A 22,646-nucleotide genomic window follows, 5' to 3' on the forward strand; every position below is an offset into this window, starting at 1 on the left:
TTTCTCTCTTCCTCATTAACTCTCAATGCCGATTTTTTGGAACTTTACTAGGGCGGACTAGCCAACCCTACCGCCCAAAGATAGTAAAAAGTCCTAATACACCGGTAAGCGGACCTAAAAAGGTTCCTACCGTATCGCCAATCTGAGCGATCGCATTACGATTAACAACCACTACATCGTTGTTGCGTAAGGGCGGATTGCTTTTCTCATCCAGGTTCTGGGAAAGATTAACGGCGATCGTGCGCCGAGAAACCGTGCCATCAGGATTAAGACGAATTAGTTCGACAGCCTTCTTTGCCCGTCCTCCTTTAAATCCACCCGCCGCTAAAATTGCTTGGTTTAATGTTGTATTAGGTTTAACAGCGACAGCACCGGGAGTAGACACTTCACCCACAACATTAACCTTGATTGCGTCTGGTGAAAAATTACTGCTGGCAACTTGAAGTGCCTCTGCCGTATCAACGGAGGTTGCTTTCGGAATGACGATCGTATCGCCATCTCTCACTTGAACGTCCTGGGTTAAGTCACCTGCACTCAAAAACGCCCAAAGATTAACCGTTAACGGTTCGGTTTCAAGAGAGCCTTGACGACGGATTTGAATCTGGCGAATATCCGCCTGCTCAGTAATGCCTCCAGCAGCTTGAATCGCTTTACTCACTGTTGGCCACTGGCTGCCACTTTCATTGCCTCCCTGCTGCCCAGTCAAAATATTTTGAGTTGTGCCTGTAGTGCTAACGGCAGAACTGCTAACAAGATTGCTGGCAATAATGTAGGAGCCTGGACGAGTAACTTCGCCAATGACCCCAATTTTCAAAGTGCGGGCAGCAATTAAGCCTACGGTAACAGTAGGGTTCTTAATAAATTTGCCATAAGCTGTTTTAAGACGATCAGAGGCTTGCTTAAGCGTCAATCCTGCAACAGGAAGACTGCCAACCCAGGGTAAATTGACTGACCCATCCGGTAGAACAGAATAACGCGTTTCTAAAACGAGATCTGGAGTGTCATAGCTATCGATCTTAAGCAAATCGCCTGCGCCAAGGATATAAGCACTTTCTGGCTGCCTGGCACCGCTCGATTGCGGAGGGCTAGCATCCTGCTGCTCCACAGTTGGTGGCAGCGGCGATGTCTGAGCGAATGCTGGCAGAGAATAGCATTCCGTGATCAGCACGAGCAGCAAAAGTCTTGCGGTTAAGCGATTGGTTCCCTTCATCATGATGTTTATATATTTGCAGAAAAAATTCAACTTTGGACTGTAAGCAAGGCGAGTTAGGGAGAACTAAAACCTTAGACTGCTGCTTTGCACAAAAACTCTTTCACTATAAGCCTCATCATTTTGGCTAGTACGGTAGCGTCGTGGATACAACAAAGAAGACTAAGAACGACTAAATGTTTCAGACTTGCTCAAAACTGTGATGGCTTTAGAAGGTTCTAGGATATTTGACGGATGAGCTGGCGAGCATGGGCTACGGCATTACTATCACAAGATTCTAGATAGCTCAAAGACTAAATATCTGTATGCCTGTCGGAGCGGCTCTTAAGATTGCAGGTAGTACTGGAAATTTAGGTCATACTGCTTGCACAAATAACTCCTGGTGCTACCATCGGACGGCTCATACCTTTCCACAAGCCCTTTATCTAGCTACCATTCGATCAACGCCAAGCCTTTCAACCAGTCATTCATAAGTAGATTCCCTGAGCTCACGATAGTTCAAGTTATGCCAACAGGCAACACATACTAGGTACAAACCATTATGAAAGCCCGTCTGTACTTTCTCTATAGCTTGCCTGTCACTTTATATAAGATTCATAACTGGGCTCAATAAAGGTACTTAGATCAAAGAAGAAATAAAGTTTGGGTGAGAAGACCATCGCATGTCTCCTGGTTCTATACATATTATTAGTGGGCAAGACGAATGCGGTGACCTACTTGAGCCAGAATTTTTTGAAAATTGCTTACTTAGTCAATCAGTATCCTAAAGTCAGTCATAGCTTTATTCGACGCGAGATCCTTGGTTTAGAGGCTTGCGGGTTGGAGGTTGTTCGCTTCTCGATTCGGTCTTGCAGCACTGAGTTGGTCGATGCAGCAGATAAAGCTGAGTTGAAGAAGACTCAAGTGGTTTTAGAGGCTGGAGTGCTTGCGCTGCTCTCAGGACTGCTTCAAGCGGTTCTGACAAGACCAGTTCGACTTCTGTTAACCATACAGCTAGCAATTAAGCTAGGTTGGCACTCAGAGCGGGGCATGCTACGGCATCTAATCTATTTGGTTGAAGCGTGCCTTTTGTTGAAGTGGTTCCATGAAGCAAATGTCAGCCATGTCCATGCTCATTTTGGTACCAATTCAACGACAGTAGCGCTGCTGTGCCGTGCGCTTGGAGGTCCACCCTACAGCTTCACAGTGCATGGTCCTGAAGAGTTTGATAAGGTGACGGCGATCGCTCTGCCGCAAAAAGTGGAACGGGCGGCTTTTGTTGTCGCGATTAGCAACTTTGGCAGAAGCCAACTCTATCGCTGGTGCCCAGTAGCACAGTGGTCAAAAGTTCATGTTGTTCACTGCGGTGTGGATTCAGCGTTCTTTAACTCGACACCAACTCCCATACCATCAGACCCAAAGCTGGTTTGTGTGGGTCGCCTTTGTGCTGAAAAAGGTCAGCTGCTACTACTTGAAGCTGCTGGTCAGCTGATGCGGCGCGGGCTAGCTTTTAAATTGGTACTGGTTGGAGATGGACCCTTACGGAGTGAACTGGAAGCGACGATCGCTCGACTCGGACTGCACGATCACGTTGAAATTACAGGCTGGGCTGATAGTGACCAGGTTCGTCAGGCAATTTTGAATGCGCGTGTGCTAGTGCTACCTAGCTTTGCGGAGGGTCTGCCAGTCGTAATTATGGAAGCACTCGCTCTGGGTCGTCCGGTCATTAGCACTTATGTGGCGGGCATTCCTGAACTTGTAGAGCCAGGGGTTTGCGGTTGGCTGGTGCCGCCTGGCTCAGTCGAGGCATTGATGACAGCAATTCAATCAGCGATGGAGGCTTCGCCAGCAACCTTAGAGCAATGGGGCAGCGCCGGAGCTAAGCGAGTTGCTGAACAGCATAATGTTGTGATCGAAGTGGGTAAACTAAAAACGCTGTTTCAGTCTGCGCTACAAAGCGAACCAGCCTTTAAAGAGGAACTAGTTCCTGGCAGTTCCCTTCTTAGCGTAAGTAGAACTACGAAATTTCAGCCTCAAAAACATATTAGTCTGGACTAGAAAAGTGCTTCATGACTAACCCTGCTCCTTCTCATAAAGTAATGCCTTCACTGAAAAAAACTGCTATTCGTGCAACTGTATGGACGATCGCAGGCTTTGGAGCTAGCCAAATTCTACGTTTCGGTAGCAATCTCATCCTGACGCGATTGCTCTTCCCTGAACTGTTTGGCTTAATGGCACTGGTGGGTACATTCCTAACCGGGTTGCACCTGTTTTCCGACCTAGGTCTTAACGCCAGCATCGTGCAGAGTAAACGTGGAGATGATCCCGTTTTCCTTAATACCGCCTGGACGTTGCAAATTATTAGAGGAGCCTTTCTGTGGCTGTGTTGTATCGGCATTGCGTATCCAGCCGCCCAATATTACAGCGAGCCCAGGCTACTATGGCTGCTTCCTCTAGTAGGGATCGACACATTAATTGGAGGCTTTAACTCAACCTCTCTAGCTACGCTAAACCGCCATTTATCCTTAAAATCTCTATCTTTATTTGAACTGTCTGGGCAACTTGTAAGCCTTACTGTAACACTCTTGTGGGCATGGCTTCACCCATCCATTTTGGCATTGATAGCAGGCGGGCTAGCTTCGTCAGTCTTTCGCTTAGTGCAGAGCCATCGGCTAAACGATGGCAAGCGCAACCATCTTGCCTGGGATCGTGGCGCAATCAAAGAACTTATTTCGTTTGGCAAATGGATTTTCCTCTCTACTGCCATTTATTTCTTATCCTCATCGACTGATCGGCTGATTCTTGGAAAGCTTGTTTCCTTTCAACTCTTGGGCGTTTACACCATTGCACTGACACTATCGGAGGTTCCACGTCAGATCGTTTTTGCAGTCGCCACTAAGGTTATTTACCCTGCATACTCAAAGCTGGTCGAGCTGCCTCGCTCTGAATTTCGTGCCAAAATCATCCAGCATCGCCAACCAATGTTAATTGTGTCGGCACTCGCTACTGCCTCCATTGTTGGACTAGGAGATTTAGTTATAGAGTTTCTTTATGACGATCGCTATCTCGCAGCAACCTGGATGTTCCCTATGTTGGCTATAGGAATGTGGCCTTTGATTCTCATCCAAACTATTGATCAAGGCTTGTGGGCATTGGGGAAACCAAACTATTGGACATTCGGTTCATTCTTGAGTTTTCTATGCTATGCCATCGGGATTCCATTGGGCTATAACTCCCCGTTACGTGAAGTGGGAGCAGTTCTGGCAGTAGCAGTCAGCAATATTCCCGTTTGGTTTGTAGTGATGTACGGTCTCTGGCACGAAAAATTGCTGGCGCTCCGGCAAGACCTTTTGATGACGGCATTATTTCTAGCAATTTTAAGCCTGGTGATTGCAATTCGTATAAGTACAGGTTTAGGAACACCATTTGATGCACTGTTTGCTTCATCTCAATAGCAAGCTGTAGGACTACAAGCTTTCTCTAGAAATTTCAATTTGAGCCTCTGAGAGTTATATGCAAGAACACGCAGTTAATAGCAAAATAGATACCCACACATTCTCCCAGACGCATCGTCGTGATCCACTCTCTGTTGGTTATTTTTCGCCCGATTGGCCACCTGAAGTTTCATCGAATGGGATTGTTACTTACGTAGCATCAATGCTTAAAGGAATAGAAGGGCTAGGTCATCAATCTTATGTTGTGACACCTCCCTTTGATGACTCAACGGAGTTAAAACACGATAGTCAAAATGTTTTTCAACTTCCCCGCCGTCCTCCCGGAGGGATGGTTGGTTATTTGATTAATGCTGTTACTAGGCGGATTCGACCAGGTATGCCCTTTAAATCTGGCTTTGCCCGTGCCGCACATGAAAGCATCAACACCATCATGTCTGGAAGTAGATTAGATATATTTGAAATGGAGGAGAGCTTTGGCTCGGTTGGCTTTTTAAGCGATCGCCTCCCTATACCAGTGGTTGTACGCCTTCACGGTCCCTGGTTTCTCAATGGCAAGGCGATGGGTGTCCAGCAAGATCAAGGTTTTTTGCAACGGGTGCAAGACGAAAGGCAGGCGATCGCTAAGGCCTTTGCCATTACTGCACCTTCACGTGATGTTCTAGACCAAACTCGCCAGTACTACAATCTCCCCTTGGAGCGAGCGGTCGTTATCCCCTGCCCGATTGCAAGTACGCCTAGAGAGCAGCGTTGGCGATCAGATGATTGTGAGCCGAATACTATTGCCTTTATTGGTCGCTTTGACCGTCATAAAGGGGGCGATCTTGTCATTGATGCGTTTGCCCAAGTATTACGAGAATGCCCAAAAACCCGACTACTTTTTGCAGGACCCGATCGTGGTTGCATTGACGACGATGGCCGTGTTTGGCATCTTGAAGAGTACATACGTGACCGTATACCAGGAGCTTTAGAAGCAGGGCAGGTTAGCTGTTTGGGGCAACAGCCTCCTTCAAAGTTGCGCGAATTGCGGCGGCGAGCGCAAGTAACTATCGTGGCATCACGTTACGATAACTTCCCCTATACTGCACTGGAAGCTTTGAGCCTGGGCTGCCCCATTGTTGGAGCTTGTGCTGGGGGGATTCCAGAAATCGTAGCTGATGGCGTTTCTGGGCTACTGTTTCAAGCTGGCAACGCGGATGATCTTGCTGCTAAGGTTATCCGATTGCTAAAAAACCCAGACCTTGCTGCTCAACTTGGTCATCAGGCTGGTGAAAGTTGCGCCGAACAGTTTTCACCTGAAGTCGTTGCGAAGCAATCGATCGACTTTTATCGAGAAACGCTAGAACGCTGGTCGCAAAGTAGAAACGGCTCATTAAAAGCTACAACAAGGTTATGAGACATTAAATTTCTCTACTCATGTGATGTCTGCCAAAGACAACTTCACTACACGAGTACAAAATACCTGCATAGAACAGAGCCTTCAAACTATTTCTGTCCCACGTCTTTTTATTGCACTGAAGTCAACCCTCTAACTAAAAAACTCTGGAGAACGCCATGAATTCAACTCTCTCAATGTTTCGCCTGGATGTAGATTATCTAAAAGCTTTAGCACTAGAGCATCGTGAGGCATATGCTACAGCTAGTCCCTTCCCTCACATTGTTATTGATAATTTTCTACCCGAAGCTCTTTTAGAGGAAGTTCTAAAAGAATTTCCTAACCCCAAGCAAATTGATTGGCAGACATTTCAGACTCCGGCTGAGAAAAAGCTTGCTTCAAGACATGAACAGCAAATGGGTGATGCAACGCGTCTTCTGCTGTATAGTCTCAACTCTTCCACATTTATCACTTTCTTAGAAATTCTGACAGGCATTGATGGCATCCTGCCCGATCCTCACTTTGAAGGGGGAGGACTTCATCAAATTGAAAGAGGTGGCTTTTTGAAGATGCACGTGGACTTCAATCACCACAAAAAACTGCGACTCGATCGCCGCTTAAACTTCCTTCTCTATCTCAATCAAGACTGGAAAGAGGAATACGGCGGACACCTTGAGCTATGGGATACGAAGATGACTCAATGTCAAAAGAAAATCCTCCCCGTGTTTAACCGATGTGTTGTTTTTAGTACAACTGATTTTTCTTATCACGGTCATCCTGAACCCTTAACTTGCCCAGACGATCGAACAAGAAAATCGCTGGCACTTTACTACTACACCAATGGAAGACCTGCGGAAGAAGTTACAGGAAAGCCACACACGACCATATTTCAAGCGCGCACACAAGATGACTTCAAATTAGACGAGTCTCCACTGACTGTTAAAGCTGTTTTGAAGAAGTTAGTACCGCCGATTTTGATTGATGTTAGAGATGCATTAAGAAACAAATAGCTAAATAGAAAGCTTCTCTTGATAGGTGCGTTCTATTTACAGCATTGCTAAACCATAAGGACGAGAAAGTCATAAGCTATTCTTCAGTATTTACTACGTCTTATGTTTCTCGTCCTGCTTCTCTTTCCTGGATCGAATTCATAAAGGTGGGCTATGAATAGTCTTGTTCTGTACTCTTGGTTTCCAATCGTCCTTTACCTGTTCAGACGCTTTCCACCTCAAAGGGCGCTGATCATTAGCTTTGTTTCAGCATGGCTATTTTTACCGCTAGCAGGATTCAAGCTGCCTGGAATTCCGTTCGAGTACAACAGAATGTCAGCAACGTGTTTAGCAATCTTGCTTGCAACGTGTCTTTACGACGTTGAGCGTCTTAAGTCATTTCGATTTCATTGGTTCGATCTTCCTATAGTAGTTTGGTGCCTCTGTTCCTTCGCTTCATCAGTTACGAACGGGCTTGGCGCTTATGATGGGTTCTCAAGCACTTTGGGACGGACTGTAGAATGGGGAGGACCTTACTTCTTAGGTCGGATCTATCTCAACAACTTTGCTGGGCTTCGGCAACTAGCGGTTGGAATTTTTTTGGGTGGACTGGCTTACATCCCGTTCTGTCTCTTTGAGGTTGCTACTCACATTAATACACACGGTCTGATCTACCGTTTCACGGTTGGGGCAGCCGATCTGCGCTACGGCAGCTATAGACCATCAGTTTTTCAGCGGAACGGATTGGTTTTAGGTACATGGATGATGTTCGCTTCGCTAATGGGCGTTGTTCTATGGAAAACCAAAACGATTAAGCAAGTTAAAAATATTCCTATTACTTGGCTTATTACCGCCTTACTAATCACGTTTATTTTAGTAAAAGCAACTGGCGCAACATTTTTACTGCTTGTAGCGATCGCTATTGTGCTTACGGCACTATGGTATGGCACAGGCTCTTTGCTATGGCTTTTCCTTGGAGCAACGTTTGTCTATCTTTATCTTGGTGTGGTTGGTGATTTTCCAGGTCAGGAAATTATTGACTTTCTAGGGCAGTTCGTTCCTCCCGATCGCCTTCAATCGCTTGGATTTAGGTTTATGAATGAGGAAATGCTTTCAGCTAAAGCGCGTGAACAAATACTGTTTGGCTGGGGCGGTTTTGGCAGAAACATGCTGTATAAGGAGGGCGGTTATGCTATTACCGTCACCGACAGCCTTTGGATTATCGCTTTTGGGCAGAATGGTTTGGTTGGCTTGATCAGCGTTTTCGCAACGTTGCTTACGCCTGTCTTTAGCTTCTGGTTCTTCTATCCACCGGCTTCTTGGTCTCATCCTACAATCGTGATCATCGCTGCCTTTGCTGTCGGTCTCGCTATGCACGCATTTGATAACGTCTTAAATGCTTTTTACAACCCAGTTTTCATCTTAGGTAGTGGTGGTTTAACTGGAATATTATTGAATCAGAAACTTCAGAGCTTTCCAGCCAGGCAATCGGTTGTTAGATAAGTCATGTCATTCTGTAGCTTATCGATCGCGGGCGATAGAGCTTAACGTAACGATGTATCTTATAAGAGTGTCCAACCCTCAGTTTTGCTAAGGGTCAAGTATGCTATGGTCGGCATTTCTCCCTTCAGAATGTAAAAAAGCTTTTAAGGCATCCTTAAAACGAGGTACTGTCACTGCACTTTTTCAGTCTTGCGTACGTATCCATACCCATTGGTTCTGAGTGAAGAATTACAGCTCTATCTAACTCGAAGGTTGCTTTTATGAAGACAATTCAGCTAAATCAACCAATAACCCTACTTGTTGTTGTTCTTAACTATAAGACAGCGGCTTTAACAATCGATTGTTTACGATCGCTAGTAGATGAAATCAATGCGATACCTGGTAGCCGTGTTGTGGTAACTGATAATGCCTCTGGTGACGGCTCAGTCGAAAAAATTGCGTCAGCAATTAGTGAAAACCATTGGCACGATTGGGTTGAGTTGATGCCCCTGGAGAAAAATGGCGGTTTTGCTTTTGGCAATAATGCTGCCATTCGTCCTGTTCTAGCATCAGCCGTTTCCTGTCCTTATGTACTTTTGCTGAACCCAGATACGGTAGTGCGACCGGGTGCGCTGAAGTCATTACTCACTTTTATGAATGAGCATCCAGAGGCTGGTATTGCAGGTAGCCGTTTGGAAGATTTAGACGGCTCTCCCCAGCACTCGGCGTTTCGCTTTCCTAGCGTGATCAGCGAATTAGACTTTGGGTTGCGTTTGGGATTTGTGTCAAAGTTGCTTTCACGCTGGATTGGTGTGCCGCCGATTGCCGATTGTCCACATGAGACTAATTGGGTGGCAGGTGCAAGCATGATCATTCGCCGTGAAGTGTTTGACGCGATCGGTCTACTCGATGAGAACTACTTCATGTATTTTGAGGAAGTTGATTTTTGCTTGAGAGCACATCGGGCGGGTTGGTCTTGCTGGTACGTGCCGCAGAGCCACGTGGTTCACTTTGTTGGTCAGAGTTCCGGTGTGACTGACTCGAAGCGCCCACCGAAACGGATGCCGACCTACTGGTTTGACTCTAGACGACGGTACTTTTTGAAGAATCATGGCTGGCTGTTTACGGCATTTGCAGATGCAGCTTGGCTTTCAGGCTTTACGCTGTGGCGCTGGCGACGAGCCATTCAACGTAAGCCGGACACCGATCGCCCCAATTTATGGAGTGATTTTTTGCTTAACAGCATTTTTGTTAGAGGGGTACAGCTTTGAACAACAACGAGGCTGAATCACTAGGATTGTGGCAACAATTGAAGGAAGACTGGGTAGCGCACGGACGAGACTGGACAAAACCAGGGTTTCGGGCAGTCGCAGTCTATCGCTTTGGAGTATGGCGCATGACTATTGAACCGAGGCTGCTGCGAGCACCCTTGAGCTTGCTGTATCGATCGCTCTATCGAAAAGTTCGCAATGGGTATGGTATTGAATTGCCTTACACCGTTCAACTGGGTCGGCGTGTGGTCATTGAACATCAAGGGACGATCGTCATTCATGGCTATTGCCATATCGGTGATGACAGCATCATTCGACAAGGTGTAACGCTTGGCTTACGTTATCTCGATCGCTTGTTCGATGCACCAAAACTTGGTAAGCGAGTAAATATCGGCGCTGGTGCAGTGATTCTTGGCAATATTACCATTGGCGATGATGCCAATATTGGAGCGAATGCTGTCGTACTGTCAGATGTGCCACCTGGTGCTACAGCTGTTGGTATACCCGCTAAAGTAATTAGCTCTCAAAAAACTGGGATTACCTCTTAGCATCTGTTTCAAAAGTCCAGCATGGCAAATAATTGCTCAAGTCTAACTGCGTTGTCTAATCAGCCAGTAGATTTTTGCGGAGGTGTCCATCGTATTGTCTGTGAGTTACCTCATGATGACTGCATATATAGCGATCCTATCTGGTTTGTGAGAAAGGACTCCACTGGAATCCTTTCTCACAAAGCCTCTCAACCTTACAACTGATTTAGGACTGCTATATGTAGAAGACTGGTTACAAACTTATGCCGTTTTTTACTATCCCCTGAACTTAGAAACTGAAAAAGTATGTTATTTTGTTGCAAAGGTATTACTTTGTAGCAAATTGCAGCAAACTTCTGTACAGACGCTTTAATTGATGTAGTTTACTCTTTAATATAGTTGCCGAAATAGTTGTTTATTGGCTAACCATCGAGCTATGCACCTATTTGTATTGTCAGAAATTTATCTTAAGAATAATCGAGTTGGTTGGGCAGTAAACCATACGCTTGAAACGATACTGGCAGATGTTTGTGAGACAACGTTCTTATATCCTTCAAGCAATAAGAAGATAGGCTTGTTCAAGCGTTATCGGCATCGCCTTTTTAAGTCATGGTATGAACTAAAGGATCTGCCCACTTTAGGCAATGGACCAAACGTGCTGTTGGCTGTAGGTATGACGCCCTTTTTTTTGTTGTCTATGCACACGCTTAGACCGTTGCTAAAACAGTTTGATCTTCGAGTTGCTTATTTGTTAGATAGTTTTGAACCCAATCACATCGATCGCTCCATTGTTGCTGACCTAGATCATTTATTTGTCATTGATGCTGAGGCGGCGGCTGAAATTAATAGCACATTCCCGATTGCAACTACTTTTCTGCCCCTAGCAACTGATGCCTTAAGATTAGGTTCAAACGCAAGGCAGCGACCCATTGATATTATTAACTACGGTAGAACAAATCTTGAGCTACATAAATGCTTGCAATCGTACTACTCGCAACCTTGTAGTGAGCGCTTGTATTATCACTCTACATTTAACAGCTCTATCGTTCATGATTTGGGAGAGCATATTACTTTACACTCAAAGCTATTAAGTCGATCGCGTATCAGTCTCTGCTTTGAACCAAGTCAGATTGATCGCTTTTGCGGTCGTTCACCCATTTTGTTCCGGTGGTTTGAAGGTTGGGCTGGTGGCTGTACTATCGTGGGTAAAAGACCATTAAGCAAAGGTGTAGCCTCACTGATGGATTGGGAAGATAGCACCATCGAACTGCCAGACGAGGCATCAGAATGGGTTCCCTTTCTAGAAGGGTTATTAAATGATGATCAGTTCCTCACTGCTAACTCACAGAGAAATTCGCTTGAATGTTTGTTGCGACATGACTGGCGCTATCGCTTAAAAGATATGTTCAATGTTTTAGCTTTACCGCTCTCAGAGCAGCTAAAAGCTGAACTGTTAGCTTTACAGCAAAAGATTGAGCAGCAAAAAAAAGATTGTTGAGTCAGTGACCCTATCAATGAGGTGCTGCTTCAACCTGAAGTTTGAGCCAGAATGCCTCTTTAGGGACGAGCTTGATTCCAGGGAATCATAACGTCGATCGCCAGCCTGCGTGCAACTTCGTAAGCTCCGTAGCGATTCAAATGGCTGGGGTCGGAAAAGTAGGCGGGTTGGTTTGCCAAAGACTGATTCAAATCGCGATAGACAAACCCTAACTGGGTAGAAAGACGCAACATATGTTGCTGAAAAGCCTCTTCGTGTCGCTTGCGCGTTGGATCAAGGTAATCTCCTGTCAGCGGCAAATTGACAAAGACCAGTGGAATTTGATGCGTTTGACTGAACTGAACTAAGTTTGTCAAAGCTTGAGCTTGGCTGCCTTCAAGGTTAAAGGACTCATAGTCAGAGTCGTAGTCGCCATTCACGCGGGCATACTTCTGGTAATACGTAGCGGGGTTGAACTGATTCGGCAACGGTAAAAAGCCATCTATGTCGATCGCGCTCTGTCCGTCAGAAAGTACAGAGCCTGGAGAGTTTGCAGCAACAGCGCCTGGACTGGTTGCCTCACTAAGATTATTGGGCACAATCACGTCATTCAGGGCGATCGCAGTAGGGCTTTTGGGTACTAAGCTGACCAGCCCGTCACGCAAGAAACGTTTGAGGTTGTCACGTTGAGAGTAAAGGGCAGAAAGTCCCTCAAGACCTTGATTCAGCTTCTGGTTAACTGTTCGATAACCACCCATGAGTGACGTGGCTGGCGCTCCTGCAACTGAGCTTGCTGCTGCCATCTCTGTCTTGCTGGTTTCCAACTCTTGAGGGTCCGGCACTTCGGCTGTAGCTGTGCCAGGAATGGGCGATCGACCTGCTGCCAGAGTCTGATAGCCATCAGAGGCGATAATGCCATCATACGTTACGTCACTGCGACCGCTATTAAAGGCACGGGCACCATCTGCCCACAAAATCAATTTGGGCAATTTGTCTTGGGGTAGCAACTGTTGCACGATCACATCAACAACCTGAGCGGTCGCGCCATTCACACCAAAGTTGAAGATTTTTGCGCCGCTATAACCCTGTTCAGCCAACGTTTTTTGAAGTGCAATTGGATCAACACCACGTAATGCTCTTGAGCTGCCAATGATCAAGATATCCGGCGTACCGTAGTCTGTAAGGTATGCCTGGTAGAGGGCAAGCTTTTCGTCGAGCTGACGACTGTTGAAGGTGGGATACGACTCTAACCCGCGCAAGAGATTGCCTGCTTTGGGTCGCAGTGGTGAAGCGGGCAGTGCAGCGGCAACCAAACCACTAGAGTCTGCTGCTGGGGAAGACGCGATCTCACCTGATTGCGTGAAGCCAGACTTGTTGAAAACAGTTGGATCCCCAGGCTTGCTTTTCTTCAACGATAGGGTCGGAAAGGGTTGGGCTGGGGCTGGAGCCGAGGAGGCTGGGGGTTCTATCTCTTTAGCGATCGGTACCGGTGGAGGTGTTTTTACCCATTGGCTCAGCAGCCAGTCGGCTTGAACAACAAGCAATAAGCCGAGCGTACCCCAAACTACTGCTACAGAGGCGCTGCGCTGCGTCGTTAACCCAGAGCGGTAGGAGCGTTGCAGTTGTGGGCTAGGGGGTACCGTTTCTAGAGGCACGAAAAGCTGTGACCAGAGGAGCGATCGCTGCACACGCTGGATAGAGTTGTCCCACAGAGTGCCTAACCATGACTGTGATGCTTCAGATGCTTGTTCTGTGCGAAGCACCAAGGCTCCAGGTGGTGACAGCAAATCGCCGACATATGCATCAGACACTGCGAATTCGGGAGCTGCTTCAGGCACCAGGCGATCGCGCGAAGCAAAATCGACACCGTAGCTCCACAGGGGCTGTTTTTGCCCTGCGCGGCGACCATAAATCCGTACTCCTGCAATCGCTGGAAGTTGCAACGGTTTGAGAAACCGCGCGATCGCTCCACCCATCTGGCTTTGTGACGGGCATAGAGGCGCCTCACCCATCACATGCAGCAAATCTGCTTTTTGCCGAACCTGTAGCTGAATACCACCAGTGGCGAGCTTGGTGTCTAAGTCAGGGTTTAGCATCCGAGTTAACAGGAAGGCAATTGCGTCCAAATTGCCCTCTTGAGCCAGATTAAGCGCCGTTTTGGGCTGGGGATCGGTAGATAGATCGAGCCAATGTACCCATAGAGGCGCAGGTGTAGTGCCATTCTGGTGACCAGTGCTGCTGCTGGCTGGCTCAACAAGGTCACTGCTTGCATCCTGAGCAAAGCCGTAGAGTGTGGCAGCACGGATGCCCTGAGGCGAGAGCGCTTCTAGCAAGGGGACGATCGCCGCGATCATAGTCAGCTTATCCGGCTTAGCTGACTGCATACCTCGACACGTTAAGTGAAGGGTTGCATCTTTCAGCAAGGCAGAGGTCTCCACCTGGTGGGGCAGCAGAATGCGGTTAAGTAAGCGGGTAATGGACTGCACATCACCCCAACGCGCCCATGCCTTCAAAATGTCGTTAGGCGGCGTTAAATCCACCCTTAACAACCACTCTGGCTTCGTTTCGCCAGTGACCTGCCCAAAGATCACGGCATCCTGAAACCCTTTGAGTTCGAGTGCGCGCAGCCGTTGGGCGATCGGTTCTGCTAACAGCAGCGGGTCAGGACTGTAGGCAGACTCGCAGACGATGAAGAGGCGTTGCGAAGACGGGGGCGTGACGAGTGGCGAGTGCGTTTCGACCTGAGCGCTCAGCCCAATGGGAGTGGAAGAAGCGTCTGGCTGAGAGGGCTTGGGGCTTCCTTGCCGAATACGGACAGCAATACCAAGCGAACCAAAAACATCGCTCAAATGACGGGCGATTGCCTCTGGCTGACCTTGACGTGCTGCATGAAGCATCGAAACACCCGTTGCTTCAATGTTGCATTCTTGAGAGGCAGAGCCAGCAAGCTCTGAGAGCGATCGTGGACTTGTTTGTTCTGGCGATCGCGTTGTTTCAAGCGACCCTGGCTTTAGAGCAGGGCGATCGGCGGCATGAGGCACAAATGATTCTGTCCACTCTGGCTTGGAGCATTGCGGTAGCCGTCCATAGACAATCACACGATAGACTGGAGGAGACTCCGGTGGTAGCTGATCAGCTAGTGCTGTCACAGAGAGTGCCTGTCTTAGTTTTGGTATGACCACAGCACCAGACGGACAAGGACTTCCTTCTAATAAGAGATGAAGGTTGTTGCCACGCAGTCTGCTCTTTACCCGCACGTATGGCAGATCTACTTGCTGTTGTATCCAACCGTTCAGCAAAGTGCCGTCCGCTCTTGGAGAGCGTTTTTCACGAGCCGAGGAAGGATTCTGTCCATGTACATCCAGCATGAGCGCCTTATACAGTTGCGATTAAATCAGTTGTGGTTAGATGCCGTTGCGAGCAAACCTATGACTAAAGTATGAGATTCAGTCATTTTGCCCCATATGAATAACACATACCCGGGGATCTGGCACAGTTTGTATGTAACTCTAGATCTAAACATATAGACCTGAGTATCAGACTTTCAGTGCTACTCATTTCATCAAGCAAGTTTGCACCATCATAGCGGCTACGTTGCCGCAAAGCTGACAGAGCCACTGAATCCATCTCTCCTTAGAGCGAATGGTCAGAGCAAATGATCGGTGCCATCACCGTTGGCATACAGTCCCAACGCAGTTACTAATAAACCTTACGAGCTTCAACTATGTCATTAGAAGAATCCGAAAAAGCCTTTCAAGCTAGCGACACCCAAGCTGGCGCGGATGCTGTGCCCTTTGTACCGCCAACCTTTTTGTTAAGTCTTGCTACTGCACCCGTGTTGTTCGCCTTTGTGGGTGGTAAAGCCTTGACTAAAGTTGTCTATGAACTGAGTGTGTTTAGTGAAGAAGTTTTTCGGGGCGATCGCCTCCCTGTGCTTCACTTCCCCAGCAATACTGCCTCAAATCCGGATGACAGCGCTGCTCCTTAACATTTCCTTGACTCAAAAAGTAAATTGGTGGCTCCCGCAGCCACAAAACTGAGGATTACCCCATAGAATTATTGAAATATCTTTGACAAGAGCAGCCTCATGAGTTCGACACGACCTTCGTCAGATGATGGATTGAACTCTGGAACAGCGATCGAGTCCATAGTTCCCGAGGCTATGACTGTGACTTCTACCTCTGATTTGTTTTTGCGGCATCGGCTCAAGATTGTTGAAGATCTATGGGCTTGTGTGCTGCAAGAGGAATGTGGTCAGGAACTAGTCGATCTGCTGAATCAGTTGCGGGAGCTATGTTCACCGGATGGACAAGCGCCCAGTTTTTTAGAGTCAGAAGTGTTACGAGTGGTAGAGCGGTTAGACCTTAACGAGGCAATCCGGGCAGCGCGTGCTTTTGCGCTCTACTTCCAACTCATCAACATTGTGGAGCAGCATTACGAGCAGCGCGATCAGCAGCAGCAATACCGAGCCTCACGCGATACTGCGTCATCGGCTGCGGTAGAGCAAAGTAAGACGATCGCGGGTTATCCCGGCTCACATGGCGAATCGTCAACACCACTGGGCAGGCTCGAAGCAGATCTGCTGGAAAAAAGCCTGCAAGATCCAGAAGCACGTAGAGAGATGGGTACGTTTCACTGGCTCTTTCCCAAGCTTCGTAGCCTCAATGTGCCGCCGCAGCACGTCCAAAATTTAATCAAGCAGTTGGATATTCGGTTGGTTTTTACAGCCCATCCGACTGAAATTGTGCGGCATACTATTCGCGACAAGCAACGTCGGATTGCGCGCATTTTACGCCAGCTTGATCAGGTAGAAGATCGGCTCACTGCTCAGGGGCTTCCGGCTGCCTCTTGGGAAGCAGAGGTCTTGCGCGAACAATTGACAGAAGAAATTCGCCTTTGGTGGCGCACTGACGAGTTGCATCAATTCAAACCAACGGTGCTGGATGAAGTGGACTACACGCTGCACTACTTTCAAGAAGTGCTGTTTGATGCAATTCCGCAGCTTTACCAACGCTTTAAGCAAGCATTGCATGCGTCCTTTCCAACGATGGAACCACCCAGCAACAACTTCTGTAAATTTGGCTCGTGGGTGGGGTCCGATCGCGATGGTAATCCTTCAGTCACACCGCAAATCACCTGGCAGACTGCGTGTTATCAGCGTGGCATGGTCATCGAAAAATACATTCAATCAGTGCATCGGCTCAAGGACTTGCTAAGTTTGTCGCTGCATTGGAGTGATGTCTTGCCTGAACTGCTGGAATCATTGGAGCAAGACCAACTCCAAATGCCTGTGGTCTATGATCAGCTTGCCATTCGCTATCGCCAAGAACCCTATCGACTCAAGCTGTCGTATATTCAAAAGCGTCTGGAGAATACGCGCGATCGTAATGCCATCATCAACAACAGCGATTGCCTGCGCGGTGATGCCCCAGACTCCAACCCCAACACTATCTATGCCTCTGGCGCAGCTTTTCTAGCAGAACTACGCCTAATCGAGCGGAGCCTGACTGAAACAGGCTTAAGCTGCCGTGATCTGGAAACGTTAATCTGCCAGGTTGAAATCTACGGCTTTACGCTGGCGCATCTAGACGTACGCCAGGAAAGTACGCGCCACTCTGACACTATTGGCGAAATTGTTGACTACCTTCAACTGCTGGCTAAGCCATACAACGAGCTAACAGAATATGAGCGGACGCTCTGGCTAACAACCGAGCTACAGACACGCCGACCGCTGATTCCTACTGAGTTGAACTTCTCAGCTAAAACGCGCGAAGCCGTCGAAACCTTTCGTATGGTGCGGCGGCTCCAGCAGGAGTTTGGTACCGACATTTGCAACACCTACGTGATTAGCATGAGTCATGAGGTGAGCGACCTGTTGGAGGTGCTGCTTTTAGCGAAGGAAGCCGGACTATATGATCCTGCGACTGGCACGAGTGCCCTTCATGTAGTGCCCCTTTTTGAGACGGTGGAGGATCTGCTGAAAGCGCCATCCGTGCTGAAACACTTATTTGAGTTGCCCCTTTATCGAGCCGTGCTAGCGGGTGGCTATGCCCAGTTAGAAGCGCAAGCACCATCGCTCCAGGAGGTCATGCTGGGCTACTCCGACAGTAATAAAGACTCTGGCTTCTTAAGCAGTAGTTGGGAAATTCACAAGGCACAACAAGCATTGCAGACAGTGGCGGAGCAGTACGATGTGTCACTACGCATCTTTCATGGTCGAGGTGGCTCAGTCGGTCGAGGTGGCGGACCTGCCTACGAAGCAATCTTGGCGCAGCCCGGTCGGAGCGTGAATGGACGCATCAAAATTACAGAGCAGGGCGAGGTGCTGGCATCAAAATATTCGTTGCCGGAACTGGCGCTGTATAACCTGGAAACCGTCACGACAGCCGTGATTCAGGGCAGTTTACTGCGTACTGGGTTTGATGATATCCAGCCGTGGCACGAAATTATGGAAGAACTGGCAGCACGATCGCGCAGCCATTATCGTGCCCTCATCTATGAACAACCAGATTTTCTAGACTTCTTTTTGCAGGTCACGCCGATCGAAGAAATCAGCCAGCTTCAAATTAGCTCTCGTCCAGCACGGCGCGGTGGCGGCAAAAAAGATCTCAGCGGTCTACGGGCAATTCCATGGGTGTTTAGCTGGACACAAAGCCGCTTTCTCCTGCCTGCCTGGTATGGCATGGGCACGGCACTAAACGACTTTTTAGTTGAAGAACCTGAAGAACATTTGAAGCTCTTGCGCTATTTCTACTTCAAGTGGCAGTTCTTTAAGATGGCAATTTCCAAAGTCGAAATGACTCTCTCTAAAGTCGATCTGCAAATTGCTGGACACTACGTTCACGAGCTTGCTAAGCCAGAAGACAAAGCGCGACTGGAGCCAGTGTTCGAGCAAATTTCCAATGAATACCACCTGACACGTGAGATGGTGCTTGCTATTACAGGGCACAAACGTTTGCTGGATGGTGATCCCGATTTGCAGCGATCGGTGCAGTTGCGTAACGGCACGATCGTGCCCCTTGGCTTCCTGCAAGTATCGCTGCTGAAGCGGCTGCGACAGCACAATACTGAAGCTGTGACAGGGGTAGTGCGATCGCGCTATAGCAAAGGTGAACTGCTGCGGGGTGCCCTGCTGACCATCAACGGCATTGCCGCTGGAATGCGGAATACAGGTTAATTTGAACACGGTTATGAATCATCGTTGGCAATCTCGCTGGTTAAATGGTGCGCTGATCCTGCTGATCGGCTTCACTGTTTTGCTTGGAGGTTGTCAGACCTCGCCTGCAACGACCACGACCAGTGCCGATGCCGTTTACCAACAGCGATCGCCTAGCCGGGATGGCATTGGTAAATTTTACATGGGTAGAGAAATCGCGCAAGTAATGGGGCATCTCGGCGCAGGCTGGTTAGAGCGCCCCAGCCGCGAACGAGAGGAGAAACCGCAGGCACTAATCAAAGCCCTTGACCTTAAACCAACTGATGTTGTCGCTGATATTGGTGCAGGCACTGGCTACTTCAGCTTCCGCATCAGTTCGCTGGTGCCTCAGGGAAAAGTGCTGGCAGTGGATGTGCAGCCAGAAATGTTGGCGATTATCGAAGCGATTAGACAGGAAAAGAAGGTCGGCAATGTGGAGACGGTGCTGGGCAGCACTACAATTCCAAATTTGAAAGCTGGATCGATCGACCTGGCGCTAATGGTGGATGCCTATCACGAATTTGACCACCCGCGAGAAATGATGCAGGCGATCGCTCAGGCACTGAAACCAGATGGGCGTGTTGTCCTCGTCGAATATCGCGGCGAGAATCCCTTGATTCCGATCAAGCCTCTGCACAAAATGACCCAGCGGCAGGTTCGCAGCGAAATGGCAGCCGTTGGCTTGACCTGGCTAGAAACAAAGGAAACCTTGCCTCAACAGCACATTCTCTTTTTTGGCAAGCAGGCTTAACCAGCAGAGGGAAAGGTTGTCCACAAGAAAACACCGACCGTCACGATCGCCAAAACCCCCTGGATCAAATTGCCAACCAGTGAGCCAACTACGATGCCGAGTGCGGCTTTGGCTGCCAGCTTCAGATCGCGACGATAAATATATTCACCGACGATCGCCCCCAGGATCGGTCCAATCAGAATGCCCAAGATAGGACCTCCAATGGGCAAGGCAGGCAGCAGCCCCAGAATGCCGACAACAAGACCAACGACAGCACCAATCTGACCCCACTTGCTGGCACCTGCTTTCTGTGCGCCGTAGTACGTTGCCAGAAAATCAACACCAATGCCCACTAGCAGGAACACGATCGCGATCGCCAGCGAGAGACCGACACTACTAAAACCGTTCACCAGTCCCCAAACAAAGATAGCGATCGCAATTAAGCTAATGCCAGGAATCGCTGGTACAACGGCACCAATAATGCCAACGACCATGAGCGCAACGAGTAGCCAGTAAAGAGCAAGCATTTTGGGAAGTGGGGAGTGGGGAAAGGAATAGCTTTAAGTTACTTTAGCCTTTAGCCTTTAGCCTTCTCAACCTCTAGAGACTGAAGCAGTGTATTTTCTAACTTGTCCGCGATCGCACCAATCCATTTTTCATCCTGGCGAGTGTAGCTACGCGGAGCATTTGCGCCCAGGATCATGGCACCGTGCTGACCAAGGGGTTGGCAGATTACGCCCTGAGTGTTTTCGGGTAAGTAATCAAACTCAATGCGTCCCGGATAGACTTTAAGCGCTACTAAATAAACGGGTGTTTGCTTTTCTAGCACTCGCTGCAAGATGGGACCAGGAGTAACGTCCCGCTTGGCTGACAGAATGCCGCGTCGCAACAAAATTTTGCCGTCGTACCAGATGGTGAGCGATCGCGTTACTGTGTTTGTCAGTAGCAGGTGTGATGCCCAAGCAAGCTCAGTTTTGAGTGCATCTGGTAACGCTGGATCAAGTTCAAAGCCTTCTTCACCAATCAGATCGACACGATCGGGCGTGCGGGGCTGCGCCTGTTGCCAAAGCAAACCCGTTAGAATCAGGACGGCACTCACAATTACTCCTAACGCGTCCGATCGTGACTGAGAGTTGGTTAGATCAGCGGTCAGCAGTCGATTTGCCAGTAACAGGCACCCTGCTAACCCGCCAACTACAAGTGGAAGTAAGCGTAAAGACTGGTTTTGGTCGGATTTAGTCATTCCGTTATGGTAAAAGCCTTTATATTCATTCTATTTAGAACGATCGCTGCCAGTATGAAAGGATTTATGCATAGTCAAGCTAGCTATTCAAGCAGCTTTTAGAACGGTGGCTTGCTGATTAGCCCAACGACGTGAAGGCTGAGAGCTAACCTAGAATACCGCTTAGCAATCGCATCGCATTACTCTATTCATACCGTATAGTCTTTGGCATAGTTGGAGACACAGAAATTGCTGGAATTATTTAGCTCTGGGCTTATATCGGTTTGGCTGAACATGGCAGGGCTTACTCGTCCTACTACCGTGGGTAGCCCTCCGGGAGCAAGTACCTTTGCCTGGCAAGATACACCCTGGATTGTGCAGCCAGGAGAACCCAATGCCGTAACGCAGACAACGCTCCGGCAATATCTGGCGACGCTTAACCGCAAAGGTTTACCTGAGGCAACCCAAGGCGTTTGGCTCCAGACTGGCTCTCAGTTTCTTGCCAGTAATCAGGGTACAACGCCTCTTCCCGCGGCTTCGCTAACCAAAGTTGCCACTTCTCTGGCAGCGTTGCAGACCTGGGGACCAGACCATCAATTCGAGACGCTGATTAGCGCGACGGGTCCGATCGAAAATGGGGTTTTACAGGGGGATTTGGTCGTACAGGGTAGTGGCGATCCGTTGCTTGTTTGGGAAGAGGCGATCGCGCTTGGCAATGCATTGCAGCAGCTCGGTCTCACGAAAGTGGCAGGCAATTTGGTGCTAACAGGCGACTTTGCCATGAACTTTGAAACCCAACCACAAAAAGCAGGAGCGCTCTTTAAGCAAGCACTGAATGCAAAAGATTGGTCTGATGAGGTCGCTGCTCAATATCAACAATTGCCACCCGGAACACCGCGTCCACAAATTGCGATCGCCGGCAATGTTCAGGTCATCACCTATGGCACCGATTTTCTTCCTAAACAACTTTTGCTAGTGCGGCATCGTTCTCTGCCTTTGACCGACATTCTCAAGCTGATGAATATCTACAGCAACAATGTGATTGCAGATTCTCTCGCTCATTCAATAGGCGGAGCAACGCTTATTGCCCAGCAAGCCGCGATCGCAGCAGGCATACCGCAAAACGAAATTCGGTTGAAAAATGGCTCCGGTTTAGGCACCGAAAATCAAATCTCGCCCAGAGCCGTTTGCGCGATGTTTGTTGCAATCCAGCGCTATTTACAGTTTCGTAGCCTAACGATCGCAGATCTATTTCCGGTTGCGGGTACTGATTATGGCACGATCGATTACCGTAGCCTTCCACTAGCAGCGGTCGTCAAGACAGGTACGCTAAACGATGTTAGTGCGCTGGCTGGTGTCGTGCCAACGCGCGATCGTGGACTTGTCTGGTTCACCATCATCAATCGTGGCACCGACCTTGAGGATTTACGCCAGCAGCAGGACAATCTCCTGCAAGCATTGGTTAATCGCTGGGGCGCAGTTACCACTCGACCAATAGCGCTGTCCTCTAGCCACACCGAAGCCGTGGCAAAACGTTTAGGTGCAGTCGATCGCAATGAGATCATACGATCAACGATTCCAGTCAGTATTGACTCACGCCGCTAGCCGTATGAAGGCGTAAACGTCTAAATTAAAAGACCGCCTGGATGCAGTCCAAGCGGTCTCTTGCTGTTGGTTTACTTTAGCGAGCGAAGGATCAGAGATGAGAGCACATCCTTACCTTCAGCTCCAACCGCT

At 48.5% G+C, this 22,646-nt stretch carries 16 protein-coding genes; 12 read left to right on the forward strand and 4 right to left on the reverse strand.

Features of this window, described 5'->3' with window-relative positions:
* Positions 1-67: 67 nt before the first annotated feature.
* Positions 68-1,213: a polysaccharide biosynthesis/export family protein gene (locus H6F86_RS14255; RefSeq protein ID WP_190449275.1), complete on the reverse strand. Its 1,146-nt coding sequence runs from the start codon at positions 1,211-1,213 to the stop codon at positions 68-70.
* Positions 1,214-1,942: 729 nt separating this feature from the next.
* Between H6F86_RS14255 and H6F86_RS14260 the strand changes: the two genes are divergently transcribed.
* The 8 genes from H6F86_RS14260 to H6F86_RS14295 all read left to right on the forward strand — a co-directional run bounded on the left by H6F86_RS14260 (position 1,943) and on the right by H6F86_RS14295 (position 11,783).
* Positions 1,943-3,247: a glycosyltransferase gene (locus H6F86_RS14260; RefSeq protein ID WP_190449276.1), complete on the forward strand. Its 1,305-nt coding sequence runs from the start codon at positions 1,943-1,945 to the stop codon at positions 3,245-3,247.
* Positions 3,248-3,258: 11 nt separating this feature from the next.
* Positions 3,259-4,644 (forward strand): oligosaccharide flippase family protein, encoded by a 1,386-nt coding sequence (locus H6F86_RS14265; protein ID WP_242033521.1) that lies wholly within the window; start codon positions 3,259-3,261, stop codon positions 4,642-4,644.
* A gap of 58 nt (positions 4,645-4,702) precedes the next feature.
* On the forward strand, positions 4,703-6,037 hold the full coding sequence (locus H6F86_RS14270; protein ID WP_190449278.1) for a glycosyltransferase family 4 protein: 1,335 nt from the start codon (positions 4,703-4,705) through the stop codon (positions 6,035-6,037).
* A 158-nt stretch (positions 6,038-6,195) separates the two neighbouring features.
* Positions 6,196-7,026 (forward strand): 2OG-Fe(II) oxygenase, encoded by an 831-nt coding sequence (locus tag H6F86_RS14275; protein ID WP_190449279.1) that lies wholly within the window; start codon positions 6,196-6,198, stop codon positions 7,024-7,026.
* 153 nt (positions 7,027-7,179) lie between these two features.
* The gene (locus H6F86_RS14280) at positions 7,180-8,508 is read left to right on the forward strand and encodes an O-antigen ligase domain-containing protein (RefSeq protein ID WP_190449280.1); all 1,329 of its coding nucleotides are present in this window, start codon (positions 7,180-7,182) and stop codon (positions 8,506-8,508) included.
* Positions 8,509-8,768: 260 nt separating this feature from the next.
* A complete protein-coding gene (locus tag H6F86_RS14285; protein WP_190449281.1) occupies positions 8,769-9,758 on the forward strand; it encodes a glycosyltransferase family 2 protein in 990 nt (329 codons plus the stop codon).
* Positions 9,755-10,306 carry a serine O-acetyltransferase gene (locus tag H6F86_RS14290; RefSeq protein WP_190449282.1) on the forward strand — a complete coding sequence of 184 codons (552 nt, stop codon included), beginning with the start codon at positions 9,755-9,757 and terminating at the stop codon, positions 10,304-10,306. Before H6F86_RS14285 ends, H6F86_RS14290 begins: the two co-directional genes overlap by 4 nt.
* Before the next feature lie 415 nt (positions 10,307-10,721).
* On the forward strand, positions 10,722-11,783 hold the full coding sequence (locus H6F86_RS14295; protein ID WP_190449283.1) for a glycosyltransferase: 1,062 nt from the start codon (positions 10,722-10,724) through the stop codon (positions 11,781-11,783).
* A 59-nt stretch (positions 11,784-11,842) separates the two neighbouring features.
* Here H6F86_RS14295 and H6F86_RS14300 read toward each other — a convergent pair whose 3' ends face one another.
* On the reverse strand, positions 11,843-15,130 hold the full coding sequence (locus H6F86_RS14300) for a DUF1574 domain-containing protein (protein WP_190449284.1): 3,288 nt from the start codon (positions 15,128-15,130) through the stop codon (positions 11,843-11,845).
* Positions 15,131-15,486: 356 nt separating this feature from the next.
* Here H6F86_RS14300 and H6F86_RS14305 point away from each other — a divergent pair, with 356 nt between their 5' ends.
* From H6F86_RS14305 to H6F86_RS14315, 3 genes are all read left to right on the forward strand, one after another.
* A complete protein-coding gene (locus H6F86_RS14305; protein ID WP_199305283.1) occupies positions 15,487-15,750 on the forward strand; it encodes a hypothetical protein in 264 nt (87 codons plus the stop codon).
* A gap of 174 nt (positions 15,751-15,924) precedes the next feature.
* Positions 15,925-18,939 carry a phosphoenolpyruvate carboxylase gene (gene ppc, locus H6F86_RS14310; RefSeq protein WP_242033532.1) on the forward strand — a complete coding sequence of 1,005 codons (3,015 nt, stop codon included), beginning with the start codon at positions 15,925-15,927 and terminating at the stop codon, positions 18,937-18,939.
* Between the two features lie 13 nt (positions 18,940-18,952).
* A complete protein-coding gene (locus H6F86_RS14315; RefSeq protein WP_190449286.1) occupies positions 18,953-19,708 on the forward strand; it encodes a methyltransferase domain-containing protein in 756 nt (251 codons plus the stop codon).
* Here the strand turns inward: H6F86_RS14315 and H6F86_RS14320 are convergent.
* Both H6F86_RS14320 and H6F86_RS14325 read right to left on the reverse strand, forming a co-directional pair.
* Positions 19,705-20,214: a DUF456 family protein gene (locus H6F86_RS14320; protein ID WP_190449287.1), complete on the reverse strand. Its 510-nt coding sequence runs from the start codon at positions 20,212-20,214 to the stop codon at positions 19,705-19,707. The genes H6F86_RS14315 and H6F86_RS14320 overlap by 4 nt on opposite strands.
* A gap of 50 nt (positions 20,215-20,264) precedes the next feature.
* Positions 20,265-20,930: a cofactor assembly of complex C subunit B gene (locus H6F86_RS14325; protein ID WP_190449288.1), complete on the reverse strand. Its 666-nt coding sequence runs from the start codon at positions 20,928-20,930 to the stop codon at positions 20,265-20,267.
* Positions 20,931-21,203: 273 nt separating this feature from the next.
* Here H6F86_RS14325 and H6F86_RS14330 point away from each other — a divergent pair, with 273 nt between their 5' ends.
* Positions 21,204-22,514, forward strand: a complete 1,311-nt coding sequence (locus tag H6F86_RS14330) for a D-alanyl-D-alanine carboxypeptidase (protein WP_347240357.1) — start codon at positions 21,204-21,206, stop codon at positions 22,512-22,514.
* The last annotated feature ends 132 nt before the right edge of the window (positions 22,515-22,646 follow it).

The sequence above is a fragment of the Phormidium sp. FACHB-592 genome (assembly GCF_014695795.1).
Taxonomy (GTDB): Bacteria; Cyanobacteriota; Cyanobacteriia; order Leptolyngbyales; family Leptolyngbyaceae; genus Stenomitos.